We start from the raw sequence: 22,242 nt of genomic DNA, 5'->3' as shown, positions 1-22,242 counted from the left end.
GCGGGCAGGACCTGCGACGGTGCAGGGCTGCGGTGCTCCCCGCATGGTAGTCCGCATGCTGGGATCACGCGTCGCCCGGTATCCCGCCTTTCGGTAGGGTGTGCGGCCGTCGGCCTCAGCCGAGCAGCGCCAGGGTCAGCAGGCAGCCGGTCGCGGCGGTCTCCGCCATCGCCCCGAGGACGTCCCCGGTGACCCCGCCGAACCGCCGGACGCAGCGCCGCAGCAGCAGCCAGGCGCAGCCCAGGCCGACCGCAACGGCAGTCGGCAGCCGGAGAACTGACCATCCGTCAAGTGCGCCGAGAGCGGCCAGCAGCAGCGCCGCGGCGGCCGAGGACAGCAGGGCGGTGGCGGGCGGCACCGTGCTCGCCACCATCGCGCCGAGCCCGCCCGGCCGGGCGGCCGGCACCGACCGCGCGCACCCCCAGGCGAGCGCGCATCGCGCGGCCGTCGCCGAGGCGAGCACCGCGAGCGCGCCGCGCGCCGCACCGGCGTCGAACTGTCCGGCCAGCGCGGCGATCTGGGCCAGCAGGACCAGGACGAGTGTCAGTACGCCGAACGGCCCGATGTCGGACTGCTTCATGATGCGCAGTGCGTCCTCGGCGGGTTTGCCGCTGCCCAGGCCGTCGGCGACGTCGGCGAGGCCGTCCAGGTGCAACCCCCTGGTCAGCGCGGCCAGTACGCCCACCGCGACCACCGCGCCGAGCGGCCCGCCGGCCCGCCAGGCGGCCGGCGCCCCCACGGCCGCCGCCAAGGCCCCCAGCACCAGCCCGACCACCGGGGCCGCCGCCATCGCCCGGGCCGCCGCCGGGCGGTCCCAGCGCTCGACCCGGACCCGCAGCACCGACAGCGTGCCGAAGGCGAACCGCAGCCCCTCGCCCCAGCCGGCCGGTGCCGTCGGCGACTTGTCCGGCATCTTGTCCGGCATCGCCCACCGCTCCTTACGCCCGCTCGCCGGGGCCGTTCGTTCGCCGGGGCGTGCCCCGGTCTTCCACCACCCCGTCAACGGCCTTGCCCCGCACCGTCGTCAGGGTGGCGGCGGAGGTCAGAGCCGGCCGAGCAGCTCGGTCGCCGAGGGCAGCTTCGGCAGTTCCTTCGGCGCCGCAGGGACGAACGGCACGGGCGTCTGCTCGGCCAGGGTGTCCGCCGCGGCCTGCAACAGCGGCAGCGCCATCAGCGCGCCGACGCCCTCGCCCATGATGATCCCCTGCTCCTGCAAGGGGGTCAGGGTGAGCCGGTCGTACGCCTTGGCCTGGGCCGGCTCGCCGCTGGACTGCCCGGCCCGCCACCACTCCGGCGCCCGGAAGGCGATCCGCTGCGCGACCAGCGCGCAGGCCGAGGAGACCACGCCGTCCAGCACCACCGGCAGCTTGCGCGCGGCGGCCTGGAGCAGGAAGCCGGTGATCGCCGCGAAGTCGGCGCCGCCGGTGGCACCGAGCAGCGCCAGCTGGTCGCCGAGCACCGGCCGGGCCCGCCGCAGCGAGTCCCGGACGGTCGCGCACTTGACCATCCACACCCGGTCGTCGATGCCCGAGCCGCGCCCGGTCACCGCGGCGGCGTCCGTCCCGCAGAGCGCGCCGACCAGCACCGCCGCCACCGTGGTCGCGCCGACCCCGAGGTCGCCCAGCACCACCAGGTCGGTGCCGGCGTCGGCCTCCTCGTCGGCGACGGCCATGCCGGCCCGGAACGCCCTGACGGTCTCCTCGGGCGTCATCGCGTCCTCGACGTCGATCCGGCCCGAGCCGCGCCGCACCCGGTGGGCGACCACCTCGTCGGGGAAGTCCGACGGGTCCGCGTCCACCGCCACGTCCACCACCCGCACCTCGGCGCCGAAGCGCCGGGCGAGCAGGGCGACGGGGGCGGTGCCGTCCAGCACCGCCTGCACCCGGGCGGCCGTGCCGCCCTTGGCGGGCAGCCGGGACACCCCGAGGGCCGCCACTCCGTGGTCGGCCGCGAACAGCACCACCTTGGGCGCCGACAGCGGCCGCACCGGGGAGCGCCCCTGCACGGACGACAGCCAGCTGCCCAGTTCCTCCAGCCTGCCGAGCCCGCCGCGCGGCCGGTCCAGCGCCTGCCAGCGCTCCTCGGCGGCCCGCCGGGCGCTCTCGTCGGGGCGCTCGACGAGCGAGGAGAACGTATCGAGATCCACGGTCGTGTCCATCGGTCGGAAGGCTACACGCAGCCGGTCATCGGTCTGCGGCGGGCTTGACCGTCAGAACCTGCCCGGCCACGACCAGCAGCACACGCTCCGAGGCGTCCGCCACCGCCATGTTCAGCCGGCCCAGGGTGTCGCGGAAGCGGCGGCCCGAGGCGGTCGCCGGGACGACGCCCATGCCGACCTCGTTGCTGACCGCCACGACCCGGCGACCGGTGGCCGCCCAGGCCCGCGCCAGCGCCTCGCAGCGCCGCCCGACCGCGGCCTCGCCGCCGGCCGCCCACACCTCGTCGTCCCAGGCGCCGCACTCGTCCATCACCGCGGTCAGCCAGAGCGCCAGACAGTCGATCAGGACCGGTGCCGGGTCGGCGCGGTCCGCCAGGACCGCCTCCAGCTCACAGGTCTCGGCCGTGCGCCAGCTCCCCGGCCGCCGCTCGCGGTGCAGGGCGACCCGCTGTGCCCACTCGGCGTCGCCGTCCCGGGTGCCGCCGGTGGCCACGTACAGGACATCCGGGTCGCCGGCGAGCAGCTGCTCGGCCCGGGTGGACTTGCCGGAGCGGGCGCCGCCGAGGATCAGGGTGCGGGGGAGTGCGGGGTGGGCTGCCATGCGCCCCATCCTGCCCGACCGCGCCGTCCGGCCGGCCGCCGAGCCGCCCGGCCGGCACCGCGCCGAGGCATAGGGAAGATCGGACCGGGCAGGCTAAGGTGCGCAGCACACAGCACACAGCACACAGCACACAGCGTTACAAGCGTCGGTAGCGTCGTCGGGTGAGGAGAACCGGTCATGGTCTGGACGTGGCGGTACGAGAAGGCGGACGGCACCGTGGTGGCCCCGGGCGAGGGCCAGGAGGAGTTCGCCGGCCAGGGCGACGCCGAGACCTGGATCGGGGAGAGCTGGAAGCAACTGGTCGAGGACGGCGTCGACACCGCCGTGCTGCTCGACGACGACCGGGTGGTCTACGCGATGAGCCTGCACGAGGCGTAACGGCTCACTTCGCCCCGAGGACGTGCAGCAGCGCGGCGACCTGCCGGTACGGGTCGGTGCGGCCGGCCCGCTCCTCGGCCTCCAGCAGCTGGGCCAGCTGCCGCCCGTCCACCGGTGCCGTCGCGTCGTCGGGCGCGTTGTCGGTGAAGACCCGCACGCCGTACCAGTGCTTCAGCGGGACGGACACCTCGGAGAGGGTGACGGAGAGGTCGGAGAGCCGGTCGGCGCGGGCGGCCAGGCCGAGCCGGTTGTAGTAGCGGTCGCTCTCGAAGGCGTGCAGGGCGGCCCGCCAGTCCCCGGCGGCGGCGGGCCGCAGGGCCAGCGCGTCGCGGTTGCGGACCAGCAGCGAGAGCAGTCCGCCCGGCGCCAGCAGCCGGGCCAGTGAGGCGATCATCGGATCGGGGTCCGGCAGGTACATCAGTACGCCGTGGCAGAGCACCACGTCGAAACTGCGCGGCCCGAACCAGCGTCCGCACTGGTGGCCGTCACCGCTGAGCAGCTGCATCCGGCCGCGCACCTCGGGCGGCTCCTCGGCCAGCGCCCCCTGGGCGACACCGAGCGCGACCGGGTCGGAGTCGATACCGGTGACGAAGTGGCCGGCCCGGGCCAGGCGCAGTGCCTGGGTGCCCTGGCCGCAGCCGATGTCGAGAACACGCTGCGTCGTCCGGCCGGCCAGCTGCTCGGTGAGCTGCCGGGCGACCAGCTCCTGCCGGACGAGGTTGCGCAGGCCGCCGAGTCGCTCCAGCCAGGGGCCGGTGCCGCCGGCGAAGGAGCCGCTGCGCGAGGGCAGCCGCTCGTGCGCCTGCCGGTCGTGGGCGCCGAGACGGTCGTGGCCGCCGCCGCCCTGGCCCGGCAGTGCGTACAGGCCGGGCCCCTCCCAGGTCGGGGGGGCCCAGCCGGAGTCCACCGGCTCGGCGGTCAGGGCTTCTCCCCGCGCCGCACCTGCGGCTTGGGCAGCCGCAGCCTGCGCATCTGCAGGATGCGCATCAGGCCGTACGCGACCGCGCCGCGGGTGTTCTGCCCGGCGAAACGCTCGGCGAGCTGCTTGCGCAGACCGAAGCCGAGGCGGACGAAGTCCAGGATCACCAGGACGAAGAACAGCAGGAAGAGCAGGGTGGAGAGCAGTTGGAGGGCCGGCACCTTCACGATGCTGAGGACCAGGATGACCACGGCCGCGGGCAGGAAGAACTCGGCGAGCGACCAGCGGGCGTCCACGTAGTCGCGGGCGAACTTGCGCACCGGGCCCTTGTCACGGGCCGGCAGGTGGCGCTCGTCACCCTCCAGCAGCGCGGTGCGCTGCTTCTCTCGCTCGGCCCGCATCCGCTCGCGCGACTGGCGGGCGGCCTCCTTGCGGTCCTTGGGCACGCTCACGCGGGTACGCCGGTGAGCCTCGGCCTCACTGCGCTTGGGCGTGGGCCTGCCCTTCTTCGCCTGCGGGTCGCGGGGCTGGGTGGTCTCGTCCTGCTTCTCCAGCACGGCGGCGGAGGCGGCGGCATCATCTGAACGGCGTCGGAACACACCCCCAGCGTACGGGGTGCGGGCGCGCTTCTTCCGGTGCCCTTGGACCCAAACGCATATCGATCCCCGGCGCCCGTGTCCGACGCGAGGTTCAGGGTGCCTTCCCGTAGGGGATCACTCCGATGGACGGTTGGTGGAATGAGGGGCGGATCCACCCCGGGGATGAGGCAGTGGCGCGGATTGCTGTAGCACTCTTGTTGCAGGCAGGTGCACTGCGGCGAAGGGCTCGCTGCACATACACTCGTCGTGTCTGGTAACGAGATAGAGACCGCAGGCCGGAGAAGGGGGCACCCGAGGCCCATGAGCGACGGAATCATGAAGCGTATGGGGCTGATCTTCCGCTCCAAGGCGAACAAGGCCTTGGACCGGGCGGAGGATCCGCGTGAGACGCTCGACTATTCGTACCAGAAGCAGCTCGAGCTGCTGCAGAAGGTACGTCGCGGCGTCGCGGACGTAGCCACCTCGCGCAAGCGCCTGGAACTCCAGCTGACCCAGCTTCAGCAGCAGTCCGCGAAGTACGAGGACCAGGGTCGCAAGGCGCTGTCGCTCGGCCGCGAGGACCTCGCGCGCGAGGCGCTGACCCGCAAGGCCAACATGCAGTCCCAGATCACCGACCTGGAGACGCAGTACCAGCAGCTCCAGGCCGAGGAGGAGAAGCTCACGCTCGCCTCCCAGCGGCTGCAGGCCAAGGTGGACGCCTTCCGTACCAAGAAGGAGACCATCAAGGCCACCTACACCGCCGCCCAGGCGCAGACCAGGATCGCCGAGTCCTTCTCGGGGATCTCGGAGGAGATGGGCGACGTCGGCCTGGCGATCCAGCGGGCCGAGGACAAGACGGCCCAGATGCAGGCCCGTGCGGGCGCCATCGACGAGCTGCTGGCCTCCGGCGCGCTCGACGACGCCAGCGGGCTCGGCCGCAAGGACGACATCGAGGCGGAGCTGGAGCGGGTGGCCGGCGGCTCGGACGTCGAGCTGGAGCTGGCCCGGATGAAGGCCGAGCTGACGGGCGGCTCGCCGTCCGCCGGTCCGCAGGCCATCGAGCAGGGCAAGCCGCAGGACGCGCACCCGCAGGACACCCCGCGCATCAACTACAACAAGTGATCTGAGCTTCACCCCACGAACCAGGGAGACGCACGGCATGATCATGAGGGTCATGGGTGAGGGGCAGTTCAGGGTCGGCGACGACCATCTGAACCGGCTCAACGAGCTCGACGAGGAGCTTCTCGCCGCACTGGAGTCGGGGGACGAGGAACACTTCCGGCGGGCGCTCGCAGAACTGCTCGGCGCGGTGAAGGAGTTCGGCACCCCGGTGCCGCTGGACTCGCTGGATCCGTCCGACCTGATCCTTCCGAATGCCGACGCGACGATCGACGAGGTCCGGCAGCTGCTGCGGGCCGAGGGTGACGGCCTGATCCCCGGCATCCCCGAGTAGCTGCCGTCTCGCGCCGGACGCCAGACACAGGGCGGGCCCCCTCCGTCACGGAGGGGGCCCGCCCTTTGGCGCGCGTTCGCCCGTACCGGGGCTACGGCAGGGCCAGCATCCGGTCCAGCGCCGCCTTGGCGTACTTCTCGGTCTCCGGGTCGACGGTGATCACGTTCGGCACCCGGCCCTCGACCAGGGACTCCAGCGCCCAGACCAGGTGGGGCAGGTCGATCCGGTTCATGGTGGAGCAGAAGCAGACCGCCCGGTCCAGGAAGACGACCTCCTTGTCCGGGTGCGCCTTGGCGAGCCGGCGGACCAGGTTCAGCTCGGTGCCGATGGCCCACTTGGAGCCCGGCTCGGCGGCGTCCAGCGCCTTGATGATGTACTCGGTCGAGCCCACCATGTCGGCGGCCGAGACGACCTCGTGCCTGCACTCCGGGTGCACCAGCACGGTGACGCCCGGGATGCGCTCGCGGACGTCGTTCACCGAGTCCAGCGAGAACCGGCCGTGCACCGAGCAGTGGCCGCGCCAGAGGATCATCTTGGCGTTCCGCAGCTGCTCGGTGGTCAGTCCGCCGTTCGGCTTGTGCGGGTTGTAGAGGACGCAGTCGTCCAGCGAGTAGCCCATCTCGCGCACCGCGGTGTTGCGGCCGAGGTGCTGGTCGGGCAGGAAGAGCACCTTCTCGCCCTGCTCGAAGGCCCACTCCAGAGCCCGCTGGGCGTTGGACGAGGTGCAGATGGTGCCGCCGTGCCGGCCGGTGAAGGCCTTGATGTCGGCGGAGGAGTTCATGTACGAGACCGGGACGGTCACGTCGGCTATGCCGGCGTCGGTGAGCACGTCCCAGCACTCGGCGACCTGCTCGGCGGTGGCCATGTCGGCCATCGAGCAGCCGGCCGCGAGGTCGGGCAGTACGACCTGCTGGGCGTCGCCGGTGAGGATGTCCGCGGACTCGGCCATGAAGTGCACGCCGCAGAAGACGATGTACTCGGCCTCCGGGCGGGCGGCCGCGTCGCGGGCGAGCTTGAAGGAGTCGCCGGTGACATCGGCGAACTCGATCACCTCGTCGCGCTGGTAGTGGTGGCCGAGGATGAAAACGCGGTCACCGAGTGCGGCCTTGGCCACGCGGGCGCGCTCGACGAGGTCCGGGTCGGAGGCGGCGGGAAGGTCGCCGGGGCACTCGACGCCGCGCTCGCTGTTCGGATCGGCCTCACGGCCGAGCAGCAGCAGAGCGAGCGGCGTCGGAGTGGGGTCGACGCCGTAGGTCTCGGTGGTGGTGGTCACGGGCGGGTGCCCTTCTGTGCGGCCGATCGGTCGGTGCAGCCTTCTCGTCTATCTGACGTTATCTATGATAACCGGTTAGCGTCAGACTGACGATGGCCGTCCTGTCGATGTGACGAGAACCGCTCGCCGGTTCGGACGCTTCCCGGCGTGGCCGAATCGATATCCGGGCCCGATCGCGTTGGCTGTCGCCATGAAGGCAATCGCGATCAGCCGCTACGGCGGCCCCGAGGTGGTCGAGTACACCGATCTGCCCGACCCCAAGGTCGGGCCCGACTCGGTGCTGGTGCAGGTCAGGGCGGCCGGTGTGAACCCGGTGGACTGGAAGATCCGCGAAGGGCACCTGGACGGGCTGCTGGACGTCCACTTCCCGCTGGTGATGGGCTGGGACGCGGCCGGGGTGGTCCGCGCGGTCGGCGGCGGGGTCACCGAGTTCGCCCCCGGCGACGAGGTCTACGGCTACATCCGCAAGGACGCCGTCGAGCACGGCACCTACGCCGAGCTGGTCGCCGCCCCGGTCCGCACCCTGGCCCGCAGGCCCGCCGCGCTCGACTGGGCGCAGAGCGGCGGCCTGCCGCTGGCCGGGCTCACCGCCCTCCAGGGCCTGAAGGCGCTGCGGGTCACGGCGGGCGACACCGTGCTGGTGCACGCAGCGGCCGGCGGCGTCGGCCACCTGGCCGTCCAGATCGCCAGGGCGCTCGGCGCCCGGGTGATCGGCACGGCGGGCGGTCGCAACCACGACTATCTGCGCGGGCTCGGCGCCGGGCCGGTCGCCCACGGCGAGGGCCTGGCCGACCGGGTCCGGGCGCTCGCCCCCGGCGGGGTGGACGCGGCCCTCGACCTGGTCGGCGGCGGCGCCGTCGAGGTCTCGGCCGGCCTGGTCGCCGACCCGGCCAGGATCGCCTCGGTCGCCGACTACGGCGTCGTCGCGCGCGGCGGCCGCTACGTCTGGGTCCGCCCCGACGCCGCCGGCCTGGCCGAACTCGCCGCCCTGGCCGACGACGGGCGGCTGACCGTCACGGTCGCCTCGACCTTCCCGCTCGCCCAGGCCGCCTCCGCCCAGGCGCTCAGCGCCGAGGGCCGTACCCGGGGCAAGATCGTTCTCCTGACGGGCTGAGCGGCGGCGTACCGCGGCCCGTCATCTGTCAGCGGTGGACTCACTCCTGTCATCCGCCAGAATGGTGGCGAACCGTTTCGGCGGCCCCAGCCCCGCCGATCCCGTACGACCAGTGGAGCCCCGCACCGATGAGCAGCAGCCCAGCGCACGAGACGGTCGGGGCCGCCCTGGACGAGACCGACCGCCTCCTGCTCGCCCGGCTGGGCAGCGACGGCCGCGCCTCGTACGCCGAGATCGGTGCGCAGGTCAACCTCTCCGCCACCGCCGTCCGCCGCCGGATCGACCGGCTGCGGGCCCGCGGCGTGGTCCGCGGCTTCACCGTCGTCCTCGACCCCTCGGTGCTCGGCTGGCAGACCGAGGCCTTCGTCGAGGTCTACTGCCGCGAGCGGACCGCCCCCGAGGAGATCCTCGCCAGCCTGCGCCAGTTCCCCGAGGTGGTCGCCGCCTGGACGGTCACCGGTGACCCGGACGCCCTGGTACACCTGCGCGCCCCCGACATGCGGCACCTGGAGGCCGTCATCGAGCGCATCCGCAAGGAGCCCGGCGTCCAGCGCAGCCGATCCTCGGTGGTCCTCTCCCAGCTCATCGGCTGACCGGGCAGCGGCCCGGAGAACGGCCCGCGAAGGGCGCCCGGCCGCTCGCGCAGGAAACCTGCGCGAGGGTCGGCGAAGACGCTCGAAACCTGCCTGACCAGCCGCGTTCCGACGCGCGGCGAAGGCCCCCGGCTGCCTACGCTGATCACGTCCGGCGGCGCGGTGGGAACGTCCCGCGCGACCGGACCTCCCCCGACACCCCACAGCCGAGAGGGACATCCGTGTCCGCAGCCCCCGACCGCATGCACCGGCCCGACAACGAGCTGGTCGACCTGGTATTCGACTACATGCGGGAGCGGCTGCAGTACGACCCCGTCCCGCTCGACCACCCCGGCGACGGCGAGCACCTGCGCGCCCAGCTGGCCGGCCTGCTGAACCCGGACGGCAACAGCCCGGCCGACGTGCTGAAGCTCTACGACCACGAGCTCTCCCGCGCGGTGATCTCCGCCGACAGCCCGCGCTACCTCTCGTTCATCCCGTGCGCCCCCACCAAGGCCGCGCTCCTCTTCGACATGGTCGTCTCCTGCGCCTCCCTCCAGGGCATCTCCTGGCTGGAGGCGGCCGGCGCCATCGCCGCCGAGAACCAGGTGCTGCGCCTGATCGCCGACCGGGCCGGCCTGCCGGACACGGCCGGCGGCACCTTCGTCTCCGGCGGCTCGGCCGGCAACCTCTCCGCCCTGGTGGTCGCCCGCGACACCGCCCGCCGCCGCCTGGGCGTGGGGCCGGAGACCCGGCTGCGGATCGCCGTCGCCGACCAGGTGCACTCCTCGGTCAAGAACACCTTCAACATCATCGGTGTCGAGGCGTTCAAGGTCCCCACCGTCGACCGCCGTTTCACCGGTGAGGCGCTGCGCGCCGCCCTGGCCGCCGACCCCCACCCGGAGACGGTGATCGCCGTCGTCGGCACCGCCGGCACCACCAACGAGGGCATCGTCGACGACCTCCAGGGCCTCTCCGAGGTCACCCGCGAGCGCGGCCTCTGGTTCCACGTGGACGGCGCCTACGGCGGCGCGGGCCTCTTCGCCCCCTCCGTCCGCGAGCGCTACAACGGCATCGAGCACGCCGACTCGTTCGTGGTGGACCCGCACAAGTGGCTGTTCGCCCCGTTCGACTGCGCCGCGCTGATCTACCGCAACCCGCAGCTCGCCCGCGCCGTGCACACCCAGGACGCCTCCTACCTGGACGTGCTGCACACCGAGGGCGACGAGTGGAACCCCACCGACTACGCCTACCACCTGACCCGGCGCGCCCGCGGCCTGCCGCTCTGGTTCTCCCTCGCCGTGCACGGCACCCAGGCGTACACCGACGCCATCGAGGCCGGCCTCACGCTGGCCCGGGACACCGCCCAGGTCATCCGTGACAGCGAACACCTGGAGCTGCTGATCGACCCGCAGCTGTCCGCCGTCTGCTTCCGCCGCAAGGGCTGGACCAACGACGACTACTACCGCTGGTCGCAGCAGCTGCTCGCGGACCAGGTCGGCTTCGTCACCCCCACCGGCTGGGACGGCGAGACGGTCGCCCGCTTCGCCTTCCTGCACCCGGGCACCACGATGGAGATGGTCCGGGAGATCCTGGACACCATGGTCTGACCGCTGTGGTCCGCCCCCTCCGGGCCGACCGCTCCGTGAACCCCCGCCGGGCCGCCCGGCGGGGGTTCACGCGTCGGGGGTCCGGGCCGCGGACGACGGCTACAACAGGGCGCCGTTCGGCAGGTACGGCGCCGGCGGGCGCATCCCGCGCAGGCCCAGATAGCCGCGGGTCTGCGGCGTGAGCCCCAGCTCCAGGCCGACGTCCAGCGCCCACTCCTGCTCGGCGGTCAGGTACTCCACCCGGGCCTGCTCCCCGTCCGGCACCCGGGCCAGCGCCTCGCGCAGCAGCCGGACGGCTATCCGCTTCGAGGTCGCGGCCAGCAGCTTCACCTCGGCGCCGTCCCGGTAGCAGTAGCCGCTGCCGGCCAGCGCGTCGGCGACCAGCAGCTCCTCGAAGTGGCCCAGCATCAGCTCGTGGTCCGGTCCGTGCGCGGCGCCGCGCAGCCGCCGGTCCACCGAGTCCAGCAGATGCCGGTGCGTGGAGTTGCCGCGGTGCACCGGGATGTCCCCGGGGTCGATCAGCCCGGACCGGTCCACCCGGCCGGCCAGCCGCATCGTCGGGTGCAGCGTGAAGCCGGCCAGCCGGTAGCGGCGGGCGGCCGCGGGGGACGGCGAAGCGCAGAGCATCCCGCGCAGACAGCCCCGCCCGTACGCGGCGGCCCGCTCCAGCAGCAACCGCCCGACGCCCTTGCCCTGCGCCTCGGGCCGCACCACGAACAGCGCGAGCATCCACAGCCCCTCGCGCCGCAGCGACAGCACCGCGCCGACCGGTTCGCCGCCGCTCTCCGCCAGCCAGCAGCCCTGCGGGTCGGTGCGCACCAGATGTCTGGTCCGGGCCGCCTGGTAGACCGGTGAGGGCGGGGCGCCGGGCATGCCGTCGGGGGCATCGGCGAGCGAGGCGAACGAGGCGCGGGCGATGTGCTGGACGGCCTCCGCGTCGGCGGTGGTGTCCTGGACCAGGCGCAGGATCATGCCCACCATCCTGGCCGCCCGGCCTCGCGCGCGGGGCCCGTTCGCCCGGATCGGCACCTCGGGCGGTGACCGAGCCCCGCCGGTTGTGCGAGCATGGGGAACGTAGGGAGCGGGTAGCACACCCGGCCCACGGAAATTCCGCCGCCAGAGACCTGTGAAATCCACCCGCCGTCCCGGAAATGAATTCGGGCGGCTGCTGGTTGGCACTGGCGGCAGACCGTCGTCAAGACCGGGAGAAAGCAGATGACCGTCCAGGACGAGACCACCGTCGAGAGTGGCATCCTCCTTACCGATGCCGCCGCGGCCAAGGTCAAGGGCCTGCTGGAGCAGGAGGGCCGCGACGACCTCGCACTGCGTGTGGCCGTCCAGCCCGGTGGCTGCTCCGGCCTGCGTTACCAGCTGTTCTTCGACGAGCGTTCGCTCGACGGCGACGTGCTCAAGGACTTCGACGGTGTCAAGGTCGTCACCGACCGGATGAGCGCCCCGTACCTCGGCGGCGCCACCGTCGACTTCGTGGACACCATCGAGAAGCAGGGCTTCACGATCGACAACCCGAACGCCACCGGGTCCTGCGCCTGTGGCGACTCGTTCAGCTGAGCAGCGGCTCGGCGGTGAACACCAAGGCGGCCCCGGGAATCTCCCGGGGCCGCCTTCGTCATGTCCGTGGCCCGCGCTACCGGCCGCCGGTCTCCGGCCCGGCCGGGTCCGGGCCGACGTGCGGGTCGGCCTCCAGCGGCACCGCCTCGCCGGTCGCGAGGTCCGTCACCGCCCGGCCCGCCAGCGGCTGCTTCAGATCGGCGGTCACCGACTGCCGCTTGGCCACCTGGGCGCAGACCTGCCCGGAGGGGACCGGCGCCGCCACCGTCACCCGCACGTCCACCCGCCCGGGCCTGGACTCGTCCGCCTTGAGCGCGTACTTCTCGCAGATCCCGCCGTAGAACCAGACCGTCAGCCGGGCGCCGTCCACCCGGTAGGTGATCGCCGGGTGCGTCGCCGGACCGTTCGGCGCCGGCTCGCCGACCGCGATGCCGTTGCCCGGGGGAGTGGGCGCCGGGGACTGCGCCGGTGCCGACGGCACGGAGGACGGCGCGGGGCCGGTCGGCCGGGGCTCGGGCGCGTCCGCCGAGGGATCGGCCGGCGGGGTCGTCACCGGTGCCGGGGCCACGGCCCCGTCGGTGGGCGGGGCGCTCGCCGACGGCCGCGCCGATCCGGCGGCCGCGTCCGAGGCGGCCCGGCTGTCCCCGCCGCACCCGGCCACCGAGGTCGCCGCCGCCAGCACCAGACCGGCCAGCGCCACCATCCGCCGTCCGCGCGGACGGACGGCACGCGCACCGCCGGGGCGCCGGGGCATCGTCTCCAGATCCATCTGAACTTCCTCCCGAGGGCTCAGCGGCGCCGCCTTCACGGCCGCACCGCGCGGATCCGACGTGCCCGGGACGATTCCGGTTCCCCCGCGCCCGCCGTGCCCGCGCCGAGCCGCTCGCGAGGCCTGCTCACATCCCGTAGTCGGCCATCCCGGCGACCACACGCTGCGCCCCGGACGGGACGCGGAAGCCCGGGTGGGCGGGGGCGCTGGGCTCCGGGCCGGTGGCCAGCAGTGGCCAGAACCGCCGCAGTTGCCGGGAGGAGTCAACCAGCGCGTCGAGCGTCTCGCCGTCCGCGTCGCCCCGCGGGACGGGAGGGACCCGCAGGGGGTGGTGACTGGGCATCATCGGCCATCGCTCCGATCCACCGTGCCGTGGCCGCACCGCCACGGACCTGGAAGGGCCGGTCCGGCCCCTGCCGCGACCCTAGGCCGGACCGCCGGGCCGCCACCAGAGCTACCGGGAGGTAGTACCCGTTCGAGCCGACCGGTGCCAATTCGGGCGGTCTTGCTGTCGCCCGCCCTCTGCCCGGTACCGTGAGTGGGTTCGCCGCCCGCTTTCCGTGGCCATGCCGCCATCCTGAGGAGACCTTCCGTGCGTATCGCCGTCGCCGGTTCGATCGCTACCGACCATCTGATGACGTTCCCCGGCCGGTTCGCCGACCAGCTGGTCGCCGAGCAGCTGCACACCGTGTCGCTGTCCTTCCTGGTCGACACCCTCGACATCCGCCGCGGCGGTGTCGCGCCGAACATCGCCTTCGGTATGGGCGTCCTCGGACTGCGCCCGATCCTGGTCGGCGCGGCCGGCGCGGACTTCGCCGAGTACCGCAGCTGGCTGGAGCGCAACAACGTGGACTGCACCTCCGTCCACATCTCCGAGACCCGGCACACCGCCCGGTTCATGTGCACCACGGACGAGGACCACAACCAGATCGCCTCGTTCTACACCGGAGCCATGGCGGAGGCCCGCAACATCGAGCTGAAGCCGATCGCCGACCGGGTCGGCGGTCTGGACCTCGTGCTGATCGGTGCCGACGACCCGCAGGGCATGGTCCGCCACACCCAGGAGTGCCGTACCCGCGGCTACGCCTTCGCCGCCGACCCCTCCCAGCAGCTGGCCCGCCTGGAGGGCGACGACATCCGCGAGATCGTCGACGGCGCCGCGTACCTGTTCACCAACGAGTACGAGGCCGCGCTGATCGAGAGCAAGACCGGCTGGGACGCCGACGAGATCCTCACCCGGGTCGGCACCCGCATCACCACCCTCGGCAGCAAGGGTGTCCGGATCGACCGCAAGGGCGAGGCCCCCATCGTGGTCGGCTGCGCCCCCGAGGAGAGCAAGACCGACCCGACCGGCGTCGGCGACGCCTTCCGGGCCGGCTTCCTGGCGGGCCTCTCCTGGGACCTGGAGCTGGAGCGCTCCGCCCAGCTCGGCTGCATGCTCGCCACCCTGGTGATCGAGACCGTCGGCACCCAGGAGTACGAGCTGCGCCCGACCGCGTTCCTGCAGCGCTTCGAAGGCGCCTACGGTCCGGAGGCGACCGCCGACATCCGGGCGCACCTGCTCAAGTAGTGCGCCGGACCAGGTAGGCCGAGCCCCGGTCGCCGCCGTAGTCGGCGGCCGGGGCCTCGCCCGCGTACTCCTGCCCGCGCATCTCGCACCAGGCCGGGATGTCCAGCCGCGCCGCCTCGTCGTCCGCCAGCACCGCGACCGTCCCGCCCACCGGCACCTCGCCGATCCGCTTCGCCAGCTCGATCACGGGCAGAGGACAGCGCTTGCCCAGGGCGTTGATAAGAGTGACCTGCCCACTCGCCTCCGGTTGCACTGCCGTCACTGCCGTCACTGCCTCCGCCGGGGCCGGCAGGTCCAGCCCGAGCGGGGCACGGACGCCGGCCACCAGGCCGGGCAGGACGGCCAGGAAGCGCTCGACGTCCGCCTCCGCCGCCCCGAACGGCAGCGAGACCCGGACGTTGCCCTCGGTGAGGACGCCCATCGCGGCCAGCACATGGCTCGGCGTCAGGGTGGAGGAGGTGCAGGACGAACCGGAGGAGACGGCGAAGCCGGCCCGGTCCAGCTCGGTCAGCAGCACCTCGCCGTCCACGTACAGGCAGGAGAAGGTGACGATGTGCGGCAGCCGCCGCACCGGGTCGCCGACCACCTCGACCTCCGGCACCAGCTGCGGCACCCGGGCCCGGATCCGCTCGACCAGGGTGTGCAGCCGGGCGTTCTCCCGCTCCGCCTCGGCCCGTACCGCCCGCAGCGAGGCCGCCGCGGCCACGATCGCCGGCACGTTGACGTAGCCGGGCACCCGGCCGCCCTCGCGTTCGTCGGCCGGCAGCGGCGAGACGTACCGGACGCCCTTGCGCACGGCCAGCACACCGACCCCGGCCGGGCCTCCCCACTTGTGCGCACTGGCCGTCAGCAGCGACCAGCCGCCCGGGACGTCCACCCTTCCGGCACTCTGCGCGGCGTCCACCAGCAGCGGCACGTCCCCGCAGGCCTCGGCCGCCTCGGCCACCGGCTGGACCGTCCCCACCTCGTGGTTGGCGGACTGCAGCACGGCGAGTGCGGTGTCCGGCCGCAGCGCCGCCGCGAACCCCTCGGGCGAGACCCGCCCGAACCGGTCCACCGGGACGACCGAGACCGGGCCGCCGGCCGCCCCGGCCGGAGGCTGGAGGTGCGCCCATCGCTCGGCGGTGTGCAGCACGCTGGAGTGCTCCACGGCCGAGTGCACCAGGTGCCCGCCGCGCCGCCGGTTCCCGGCCAGCGCGCCCAGCATGCCCAGGTGCACCGCCTGCGTCCCGCTCGTCGTGAACGCGATCTCGTCGGCCCGGGTGCCCAGCACCCCGGCCACCGTCTCGCGGGCCGCGTCCAGCAGCATCCGGGCCTGCCGCCCGGACCGGTACAGCCGGGCCGGATCGGCCCACCCCTCGTCCAGAGCGGCGGTCAACGCCTGCCGCGCGACGGGGTGGAGCGGCGCGGTGGAAGCCACATCGAAGTACACGGTCACATTTAACGACACACCCGAACGCATTCCGGCCTCCCACCGCCGCTTAACGGCCGTCAGTCGATCACCCCGAATGCCCGATTCGTCCGCTTCCGACGGACCGTCACCCGCGTTGTCCGAGGTCATCCCCCGATCGGGCGTACGGACCCCTAATGCCTACGATGACCTGCGACGCAGCCCTTGCGGGGCCTGATCGGGTGGCCGGGCGGCGCGTTACCGGGACCTGCCCGTCAGCAGCGCATAAGGCTGGAGTAGGGTTTGGCCCGCATAAGCATTCAAACCGTGCCCGTGGACGGGTCGCCGGGGAGGCTCACAAACCTCCGCGGGGCGACGCGAAGGCGGGCGAGACTTCGGGAAGGCGCTACGTGAGTCCCAACGGCTCCGACCGCTCGCCGCGGCGCACGATGCGGCGGAAGCTGCCTCAGGCGCTGGCACTGGGCCTCGTCATCGCGACCGCCACCGGCTGCTCGGCCAACGACCTCCCCAGGCTTGGCCTCCCGAGCCCCGTCACCAAGGAAGGACCGATGGTCCTCCAGATGTGGCAGGGTTCCTGGATCGCGGCGCTGGTGGTCGGCGTACTGATGTGGGGTCTGATCATCTGGAGCGTGATCTTCCACCGGCGCAGCCGCACCGGTGTGCAGGTCCCCCCGCAGACCCGGTACAACGTGCCCATCGAGGCGCTCTACACCGCGGTCCCCATCATCATCGTGTCGGTTCTCTTCTACTTCGTCGCCCGCGACGAGACGAAGCTGATCGCCGTCTCCGAGAAGCCGCAGCACACCGTCAACGTGGTGGGCTTCCAGTGGAGCTGGGCGTTCAACTACGAGAACACCGAGACCCCCGACCCGGCCAACAAGGACGCCGCGTACGACGTGGGCACCCCCAAGGAGGTGCCGACCCTGTACCTGCCGGTCGACGAGACGGTGCAGTTCCGCCTCACCTCGCGGGACGTCATCCACGACTTCTGGCCCATCAGCTTCATGATGAAGATGGATGTCGTCCCGGGCGTGGTGAACAAGTTCGAGGTCACCCCGACCGTCAAGGGCGAGTACATGGGCAAGTGCGCCGAGCTCTGCGGCGTCGACCACTCGCGCATGCTGTTCAACGTCAAGGTCGTCGACCGCGCCGAGTACGACAAGCACCTGGCGGACCTCCGGGCCAAGGGTCAGACCGGCGCGGTGCCCTCCGGCATCACGACCATGGGAAGTGAAGAGAAGTGACCATCCTCAACGAGCCCGCCGCGGCCGGCGGGGGCGCCGGGGCCGTCACGGTCGGGGCGCAGCGGACCCGGAAGCCGGGTTCGACCATCATCAAGTGGCTGACGACCACTGACCACAAGACGATCGGCACCCTCTACCTGGGCACGTCGTTCGCCTTCTTCCTGATCGGTGGCATCCTCGCCCTGGTCATGCGCGCCGAGCTGGCTCGTCCCGGGACCCAGATCCTGTCGAACGAGCAGTTCAACCAGGCGTTCACGATGCACGGCACGATCATGCTGCTGATGTTCGCGACGCCGCTCTTCGCCGGCTTCGCGAACTGGATCATGCCGCTCCAGATCGGCGCCCCGGACGTGGCGTTCCCGCGTCTGAACATGTTCGCCTACTGGCTGTACCTGTTCGGCTCGACCATCGCGGTGGCCGGCTTCGTCACCCCGCAGGGTGCGGCCGACTTCGGATGGTTCGCCTACTCCCCGCTGTCGGACGCGGTCCGCTCGCCGGGCGTCGGCGCCGACATGTGGATCATGGGTCTGGCCTTCTCCGGCTTCGGCACGATCCTCGGTGCGGTCAACTTCATCACCACGATCATCTGCATGCGCGCGCCCGGCATGACGATGTTCCGGATGTCGATCTTCGTCTGGAACGTCCTGCTGACCGCCGTGCTGATCCTGCTGGCCTTCCCGGTCCTGGCCGCCGCGCTGTTCGCCCTGGAGGCGGACCGAAAGTTCGGGGCACACGTCTTCGATCCGGCCAACGGCGGGGCGCTGCTCTGGCAACACCTCTTCTGGTTCTTCGGCCACCCCGAGGTGTACATCATCGCGCTGCCGTTCTTCGGCATCGTGTCCGAGATCATCCCGGTCTTCAGCCGCAAGCCGATGTTCGGCTACTCCGGCCTGATCGCGGCCACCATCGCGATCGCCGGTCTGTCCGTGACGGTGTGGGCGCACCACATGTACGTCACCGGCCAAGTGCTGTTGCCGTTCTTCTCCTTCATGACCTTCCTGATCGCGGTCCCGACCGGTGTGAAGTTCTTCAACTGGGTCGGCACCATGTGGAAGGGCTCGCTGAGCTTCGAGACGCCGATGCTCTGGACGGTCGGCTTCCTGGTCACCTTCCTCTTCGGCGGTCTGACGGGCGTTCTGCTCGCCTCCCCGCCGATCGACTTCCACGTCTCGGACTCGTACTTCGTCGTCGCCCACTTCCACTACGTGGTCTTCGGCACCGTCGTCTTCGCGATGTTCGCCGGCTTCCACTTCTGGTGGCCGAAGATGACCGGCAAGATGCTGGACGAGCGCCTCGGCAAGATCACCTTCTGGACGCTGTTCTTCGGCTTCCACTCCACCTTCCTGGTGCAGCACTGGCTCGGCGCCGAGGGCATGCCCCGCCGCTACGCCGACTACCTGGCCGCCGACGGTTTCACCACCCTGAACACCGTCTCGACCATCGGCTCGTTCCTGCTCGGCCTGTCGATCCTGCCGTTCCTGTACAACGTCTGGAAGACCGCCAAGTACGGCGAGAAGATCGAGGTCGACGACCCGTGGGGCTACGGCCGCTCGCTGGAGTGGGCGACCTCCTGCCCGCCGCCGCGGCACAACTTCGTCACCCTGCCCCGGATCCGCTCCGAATCCCCGGCCTTCGACCTCCACCACCCGGAGATCGCCGCGCTGGACTACCTGGAGAACCACGGTGAGCCGGCCAAGCACTTCGCCGGTGTCACCCCGGTGAAGTACGACAACCCGCAGCTGGGCAAGGGCAAGAAGGAAGGCGACGCCTGATGAAGGAACAGGGAAAGATCTTCCTTGGCCTGTCGGTCTTCATGCTCGCGATGGCGATCACCTACGGCCTGTGGACCAGCAACTCCTCCGAGCACGGCGTCGAGGCTGCCGGTACCACCGCGCTGTTCCTCTCCTTCGCACTGAGCGCCTTCATCGGGTACTACCTCGCCTTCACCGCCCGCCGGGTGGACAGCGGCGCGGGTGACAACCCCGAGGCCGAGGTCGCGGACGACTCCGGCGAGCTGGGCTTCTTCGCCCCGCACAGCTGGCAGCCGCTCTCGCTCGCGGTCGGCGGTGCGCTCGCCTTCCTCGGTGTGGTCTTCGGCTGGTGGCTGATGTTCTGGTCGATTCCGGTGATCCTGATCGGCCTGTACGGCTGGGTCTTCGAGTTCTACCGGGGCGAGAACCAGAACCAGTAACGGGTCTCTCTCGCACAGGGCCGGGTATCCCGCACGGGATGCCCGGCCCTGTTGCGTCCCCGGAGTGACGGCCTCACTCCGCCGGCCCAATGGAACGGCGCTCCGATGTCGCTTCCGCCCCGACCCTTCCTACGATCTGACTCAATCGTGCGACCCCTACGGAGGCGGTCATGGCCGGCAGGCGCGGAATCGCAGGTATCGGCAGCATCTCGCTGGCGCTCGCAGTACTGACCCCACTGGCCGCCTGCACGTCCGGCGGCCGGGGCGCCGCCGGCCCGCTCCACAAGGTCGACGCGGCGCCGCTGGTGCGCCTCTCGGCCGACCGCACGGTGGACCCGGCCCAGCCCGTCACCGTGACCGCGGTCCGCGGCAGCCGCCTGACCGACGTCACCGTGGTCGGCCCGGACGGCCGGGTGGTGGCCGGCCGGCTGGCCGAGGACCAGCGCAGCTGGCAGACCACCGGCCGGCTGAAGGCGGCCGCCGCCTACACCGTCAGGATCGCCGCCGACGACGGCAAGGGCGGGCGCGGCGAGACCACCGCCGGCTTCACCACGCTGGCCGGGCAGCGCCTGCTCACCGCCAAGCTCGGCCCGGACTCCTCCGGCAGCGGTGTCTACGGAGTGGGCCAGCCGCTCACCGTCCAGCTCTCCGAGGCGGTGAAGGAGCCGCAGGCCCGCCAGGAGGTCGAGCGGGCCCTGACCGTCACCTCCCAGCCCGCCGTCACCGGTGGCTGGTACTGGGTGAACGACAAGGAGCTGCACTTCCGGCCGGAGAACTACTGGCCGGTCGGCACCGCCGTCGGCCTGGCCTTCGAGGGCACCGGCAGCCGGATCTCGGACGGCCTCTACGGCGGCGACCGCAGCTCCCTGACCCTGCGGATCGGGGAGCGGGTGGAGTCGGTGATCGACGCGGCGGCCCACGAACTCACCCTGATGCGCGGCGGCGAGCGGGTCCGGACCGTGCCGGTGACCACCGGCAAGCCCGGCTTCGACACTCGCAACGGCATCAAGGTCGTGCTGGGCCAGGAGCGCGTGGTACGGATGAACGGCGAGACGATCGGGATAGCGGCCGGCAGCTCCGAGGCGTACGACCTCAACGTGGAGTGGGCCACCCGGGTGACCTGGAGCGGGGAGTACGTGCACGCCGCGCCCTGGTCCGTGGGCTCGCAGGGCCTGGAGAACGTCAGCCACGGCTGTACCGGCATGAGCACCGAGAACGCCAAGTGGTTCTACCAGAACACCCGGGTGGGCGACCTCGTCACGGTGGTCAACAGCCGCGGCACCGGCATGGAGCCGTTCGGCAACGGCTTCGGGGACTGGAACGTCTCCTGGGACGAGTGGGTGAAGCGCAGCGCCCTCGGACAGCCCGTCAGCACCACCCTCCCGCCCGCCCAGGCCCCCGCCACCGGGATGATCCGGCCGGAGCTGTAGCGGGGCCGCCCAGGCCCCTTCAGGACCCCGCAGACCCCTCTGGACCCCCTCCGGGCCGCCCAGGTCCCGCGGGTCCCTCAGACGTCCTCGGGTCCCTGGTAGGCCAGCCGCAGGGCGGTCTCCACGGCCGCCAGGGCGTCCGCCCGCGGCAGCCCGAGCCGGTGGGCCCGCTCGGCGTACTCGGCGGCGGCGGTCGAGGCCAGCCGGTGGGCGGTGTCACCGGCGGCGGCGATCAGGGTGCCGCGACGGCCGTGGGTCTCCACCACGCCGTCCGCCTCCAGCTCCCGGTAGGCACGGGCCACCGTCCCCGGGGCCAGCCCGAGCTCCTCGGCCAGGGCCCGGACGGTGGGCAGCCGCAGCCCGGTCGGCAGCTCGCCGGTCCGGGCCTGCTCGGCGATCTGGACACGGATCTGCTCGAACGGGGGAGTGGCGGCGGCGGGGTCGACGGACAGCTGCACGGGGACTCCTGACGATGGGCGGAGACGGGAAAGCCCGAGGGCCGCCGACCAGAAGAACTCTGGTCAGCGGCCCTCGGGTGTGACGCGGGGTGCGTACGGGATCAGTGGTGGCCGTGGCCGCTGGTGATCTCGTGGTGCTCCTCGGCGGTGGGCTTGGGGATCTGGCTGCCCTCGCCGTAGAAGCCGCGGGAGAGCTTCGCCCGGGTGCGGGTGAGAATGCCGGCCTTGCGGGCCACGCCGTTCTCGTCCGTCTCGGCCGGCAGCTCGAACGGCTCACGCTGCTCGTGCGAGGTGAGCTTGTGCAGGTCGGCCTGCGGCAGCTGCGCGTGCACCTCGACGAACTCGCCGTGCGGCAGGCGCTTGATGACGCCGGTCTCGCGGCCGTGCAGCACCTTCTCCTTGTCCCGGCGCTGGAGGCCGAGGCACCAGCGCTTGGTGATGATGAAGGTCACCACCGGCAGCACGAAGAAGCCCACGCGGACGAAGTACGTGATGTCGTTGATCGACAGGTGCAGGTGGGTGGCGAACAGGTCGTTGCCACCACCGACCAGGAGGACCAGGTAGAGGCTGATCCAGGCGGCGCCGAGCGCGGTGCGGACGGGCGCGTTGCGCGGGCGGTCCAGGATGTGGTGCTCGCGCTTGTCGCCGGTGATCCAGCCCTCGATGAACGGGTAGACCGCGATCGAGACCAGCACCAGCGGGAAGATCATCAGCGGGACGAAGACACCCAGGTTGAGGGTGTGGCCCCAGAGGCCGATCTCCCAGCCGGGCATGACGCGGATGAGGCCTTCGGAGAAGCCCATGTACCAGTCGGGCTGGGCGTCGGTGGAGACGTGGTCGGGGCGGTACGGGCCGTAGGCCCAGATGGGGTTGATCGTGGCGATCGCGGAGATGGCCGAGATGATGCCGAAGACGAGGAAGAAGAAGCCGCCGGCCTTGGCCAT

Annotated in this window: 22 protein-coding genes and 2 pseudogenes; 12 read left to right on the top strand and 12 right to left on the bottom strand. The window is 72.2% G+C overall.

What is annotated here, in order from left to right:
• Positions 1-115: 115 nt before the first annotated feature.
• The 3 genes and pseudogenes from AB0P06_RS26295 to cobU form a co-directional block, all read right to left on the bottom strand.
• On the bottom strand, positions 116-925 hold the full coding sequence (locus AB0P06_RS26295; RefSeq protein WP_363611401.1) for an adenosylcobinamide-GDP ribazoletransferase: 810 nt from the start codon (positions 923-925) through the stop codon (positions 116-118).
• A gap of 117 nt (positions 926-1,042) precedes the next feature.
• A complete protein-coding gene (cobT, locus tag AB0P06_RS26290; protein WP_363611399.1) occupies positions 1,043-2,158 on the bottom strand; it encodes a nicotinate-nucleotide--dimethylbenzimidazole phosphoribosyltransferase in 1,116 nt (371 codons plus the stop codon).
• Positions 2,159-2,183: 25 nt separating this feature from the next.
• Positions 2,184-2,753, bottom strand: a pseudogene (gene cobU, locus AB0P06_RS26285) (bifunctional adenosylcobinamide kinase/adenosylcobinamide-phosphate guanylyltransferase); the annotation flags it as partial.
• 183 nt (positions 2,754-2,936) lie between these two features.
• On the opposite strand from cobU, the gene AB0P06_RS26280 reads away from it, so the two are divergent.
• Positions 2,937-3,137 carry a hypothetical protein gene (locus tag AB0P06_RS26280; RefSeq protein WP_363611397.1) on the top strand — a complete coding sequence of 67 codons (201 nt, stop codon included), beginning with the start codon at positions 2,937-2,939 and terminating at the stop codon, positions 3,135-3,137.
• Between the two features lie 4 nt (positions 3,138-3,141).
• On the opposite strand, the gene AB0P06_RS26275 is transcribed toward AB0P06_RS26280, so the two are convergent.
• Complete coding sequence (locus AB0P06_RS26275; protein ID WP_363611483.1) at positions 3,142-3,882, bottom strand: methyltransferase domain-containing protein; 741 nt, start codon at positions 3,880-3,882, stop codon at positions 3,142-3,144.
• A 173-nt stretch (positions 3,883-4,055) separates the two neighbouring features.
• Positions 4,056-4,655, bottom strand: coding sequence for a DUF3043 domain-containing protein (locus AB0P06_RS26270; RefSeq protein WP_363611395.1), 600 nt, complete (start codon positions 4,653-4,655; stop codon positions 4,056-4,058).
• A 300-nt stretch (positions 4,656-4,955) separates the two neighbouring features.
• Here AB0P06_RS26270 and AB0P06_RS26265 point away from each other — a divergent pair, with 300 nt between their 5' ends.
• Positions 4,956-5,756 carry a PspA/IM30 family protein gene (locus AB0P06_RS26265; RefSeq protein WP_363611393.1) on the top strand — a complete coding sequence of 267 codons (801 nt, stop codon included), beginning with the start codon at positions 4,956-4,958 and terminating at the stop codon, positions 5,754-5,756.
• A gap of 37 nt (positions 5,757-5,793) precedes the next feature.
• Positions 5,794-6,087: a hypothetical protein gene (locus AB0P06_RS26260; RefSeq protein WP_363611391.1), complete on the top strand. Its 294-nt coding sequence runs from the start codon at positions 5,794-5,796 to the stop codon at positions 6,085-6,087.
• 91 nt (positions 6,088-6,178) lie between these two features.
• Here the strand turns inward: AB0P06_RS26260 and nadA are convergent, their stop codons facing one another.
• Positions 6,179-7,360, bottom strand: coding sequence for a quinolinate synthase NadA (gene nadA / locus AB0P06_RS26255; protein WP_363611389.1), 1,182 nt, complete (start codon positions 7,358-7,360; stop codon positions 6,179-6,181).
• A 190-nt stretch (positions 7,361-7,550) separates the two neighbouring features.
• Between nadA and AB0P06_RS26250 the strand changes: the two genes are divergently transcribed.
• The 3 genes from AB0P06_RS26250 to AB0P06_RS26240 all read left to right on the top strand — a co-directional run bounded on the left by AB0P06_RS26250 (position 7,551) and on the right by AB0P06_RS26240 (position 10,656).
• Complete coding sequence (locus AB0P06_RS26250) at positions 7,551-8,474, top strand: NADP-dependent oxidoreductase (protein ID WP_363611388.1); 924 nt, start codon at positions 7,551-7,553, stop codon at positions 8,472-8,474.
• A gap of 128 nt (positions 8,475-8,602) precedes the next feature.
• Positions 8,603-9,067 (top strand): Lrp/AsnC family transcriptional regulator, encoded by a 465-nt coding sequence (locus AB0P06_RS26245; RefSeq protein ID WP_363611387.1) that lies wholly within the window; start codon positions 8,603-8,605, stop codon positions 9,065-9,067.
• Between the two features lie 221 nt (positions 9,068-9,288).
• A complete protein-coding gene (locus tag AB0P06_RS26240) occupies positions 9,289-10,656 on the top strand; it encodes a pyridoxal-dependent decarboxylase (RefSeq protein ID WP_363611385.1) in 1,368 nt (455 codons plus the stop codon).
• Between the two features lie 99 nt (positions 10,657-10,755).
• Here AB0P06_RS26240 and AB0P06_RS26235 read toward each other — a convergent pair whose 3' ends face one another.
• The gene (locus AB0P06_RS26235) at positions 10,756-11,628 is read right to left on the bottom strand and encodes a GNAT family N-acetyltransferase (protein WP_363611383.1); all 873 of its coding nucleotides are present in this window, start codon (positions 11,626-11,628) and stop codon (positions 10,756-10,758) included.
• 243 nt (positions 11,629-11,871) lie between these two features.
• On the opposite strand from AB0P06_RS26235, the gene erpA reads away from it, so the two are divergent.
• Complete coding sequence (gene erpA, locus AB0P06_RS26230; protein WP_030391519.1) at positions 11,872-12,225, top strand: iron-sulfur cluster insertion protein ErpA; 354 nt, start codon at positions 11,872-11,874, stop codon at positions 12,223-12,225.
• A 76-nt stretch (positions 12,226-12,301) separates the two neighbouring features.
• Here the strand turns inward: erpA and AB0P06_RS26225 are convergent, their stop codons facing one another.
• Both AB0P06_RS26225 and AB0P06_RS26220 read right to left on the bottom strand, forming a co-directional pair.
• On the bottom strand, positions 12,302-12,994 hold the full coding sequence (locus AB0P06_RS26225) for a hypothetical protein (RefSeq protein WP_363611381.1): 693 nt from the start codon (positions 12,992-12,994) through the stop codon (positions 12,302-12,304).
• A 127-nt stretch (positions 12,995-13,121) separates the two neighbouring features.
• Positions 13,122-13,340, bottom strand: a complete 219-nt coding sequence (locus AB0P06_RS26220) for a hypothetical protein (RefSeq protein WP_363611379.1) — start codon at positions 13,338-13,340, stop codon at positions 13,122-13,124.
• 246 nt (positions 13,341-13,586) lie between these two features.
• On the opposite strand from AB0P06_RS26220, the gene AB0P06_RS26215 reads away from it, so the two are divergent.
• Positions 13,587-14,564 (top strand): carbohydrate kinase family protein, encoded by a 978-nt coding sequence (locus tag AB0P06_RS26215; protein ID WP_363611377.1) that lies wholly within the window; start codon positions 13,587-13,589, stop codon positions 14,562-14,564.
• Here the strand turns inward: AB0P06_RS26215 and AB0P06_RS26210 are convergent.
• Positions 14,557-16,026, bottom strand: coding sequence for an aminotransferase class V-fold PLP-dependent enzyme (locus AB0P06_RS26210; protein ID WP_363611375.1), 1,470 nt, complete (start codon positions 16,024-16,026; stop codon positions 14,557-14,559). The genes AB0P06_RS26215 and AB0P06_RS26210 overlap by 8 nt on opposite strands.
• Before the next feature lie 338 nt (positions 16,027-16,364).
• Between AB0P06_RS26210 and coxB the strand changes: the two genes are divergently transcribed.
• The 4 genes from coxB to AB0P06_RS26190 all read left to right on the top strand — a co-directional run bounded on the left by coxB (position 16,365) and on the right by AB0P06_RS26190 (position 20,840).
• Positions 16,365-17,219: a cytochrome c oxidase subunit II gene (gene coxB, locus AB0P06_RS26205; RefSeq protein WP_363611373.1), complete on the top strand. Its 855-nt coding sequence runs from the start codon at positions 16,365-16,367 to the stop codon at positions 17,217-17,219.
• A gap of 86 nt (positions 17,220-17,305) precedes the next feature.
• Positions 17,306-18,991, top strand: a complete 1,686-nt coding sequence (gene ctaD / locus AB0P06_RS26200; RefSeq protein ID WP_363611481.1) for a cytochrome c oxidase subunit I — start codon at positions 17,306-17,308, stop codon at positions 18,989-18,991.
• Complete coding sequence (locus AB0P06_RS26195; protein WP_363611371.1) at positions 18,991-19,410, top strand: cytochrome c oxidase subunit 4; 420 nt, start codon at positions 18,991-18,993, stop codon at positions 19,408-19,410. The genes ctaD and AB0P06_RS26195 overlap by 1 nt, the downstream gene beginning before the upstream one ends.
• Before the next feature lie 170 nt (positions 19,411-19,580).
• A complete protein-coding gene (locus AB0P06_RS26190; RefSeq protein WP_363611368.1) occupies positions 19,581-20,840 on the top strand; it encodes an Ig-like domain-containing protein in 1,260 nt (419 codons plus the stop codon).
• Between the two features lie 77 nt (positions 20,841-20,917).
• Here AB0P06_RS26190 and AB0P06_RS26185 read toward each other — a convergent pair whose 3' ends face one another.
• Both AB0P06_RS26185 and AB0P06_RS26180 read right to left on the bottom strand, forming a co-directional pair.
• On the bottom strand, positions 20,918-21,298 hold the full coding sequence (locus AB0P06_RS26185) for a GntR family transcriptional regulator (protein WP_363611366.1): 381 nt from the start codon (positions 21,296-21,298) through the stop codon (positions 20,918-20,920).
• A 101-nt stretch (positions 21,299-21,399) separates the two neighbouring features.
• Positions 21,400-22,242, bottom strand: a pseudogene (locus AB0P06_RS26180) (ubiquinol-cytochrome c reductase cytochrome b subunit); the annotation flags it as partial.

The organism is Kitasatospora sp. NPDC088351, assembly GCF_040685575.1.
GTDB lineage: Bacteria > Actinomycetota > Actinomycetes > Streptomycetales > Streptomycetaceae > Kitasatospora.
This window is presented reverse-complemented; position numbering and strand designations above follow the sequence as displayed.

Coding starts and splice junctions, on each gene's coding strand:
- AB0P06_RS26295 (WP_363611401.1), bottom strand. CDS start 925: ATGCCGGACAAGATGCCGGACAAGTCGCCGACGGCACCGGCCGGCTGG.
- cobT (WP_363611399.1), bottom strand. CDS start 2,158: ATGGACACGACCGTGGATCTCGATACGTTCTCCTCGCTCGTCGAGCGC.
- AB0P06_RS26280 (WP_363611397.1), top strand. CDS start 2,937: ATGGTCTGGACGTGGCGGTACGAGAAGGCGGACGGCACCGTGGTGGCC.
- AB0P06_RS26265 (WP_363611393.1), top strand. CDS start 4,956: ATGAGCGACGGAATCATGAAGCGTATGGGGCTGATCTTCCGCTCCAAG.
- AB0P06_RS26260 (WP_363611391.1), top strand. CDS start 5,794: ATGATCATGAGGGTCATGGGTGAGGGGCAGTTCAGGGTCGGCGACGAC.
- AB0P06_RS26250 (WP_363611388.1), top strand. CDS start 7,551: ATGAAGGCAATCGCGATCAGCCGCTACGGCGGCCCCGAGGTGGTCGAG.
- AB0P06_RS26245 (WP_363611387.1), top strand. CDS start 8,603: ATGAGCAGCAGCCCAGCGCACGAGACGGTCGGGGCCGCCCTGGACGAG.
- AB0P06_RS26235 (WP_363611383.1), bottom strand. CDS start 11,628: ATGATCCTGCGCCTGGTCCAGGACACCACCGCCGACGCGGAGGCCGTC.
- erpA (WP_030391519.1), top strand. CDS start 11,872: ATGACCGTCCAGGACGAGACCACCGTCGAGAGTGGCATCCTCCTTACC.
- AB0P06_RS26225 (WP_363611381.1), bottom strand. CDS start 12,994: ATGGATCTGGAGACGATGCCCCGGCGCCCCGGCGGTGCGCGTGCCGTC.
- AB0P06_RS26220 (WP_363611379.1), bottom strand. CDS start 13,340: ATGATGCCCAGTCACCACCCCCTGCGGGTCCCTCCCGTCCCGCGGGGC.
- AB0P06_RS26210 (WP_363611375.1), bottom strand. CDS start 16,026: ATGCGTTCGGGTGTGTCGTTAAATGTGACCGTGTACTTCGATGTGGCT.
- AB0P06_RS26195 (WP_363611371.1), top strand. CDS start 18,991: ATGAAGGAACAGGGAAAGATCTTCCTTGGCCTGTCGGTCTTCATGCTC.
- AB0P06_RS26190 (WP_363611368.1), top strand. CDS start 19,581: ATGGCCGGCAGGCGCGGAATCGCAGGTATCGGCAGCATCTCGCTGGCG.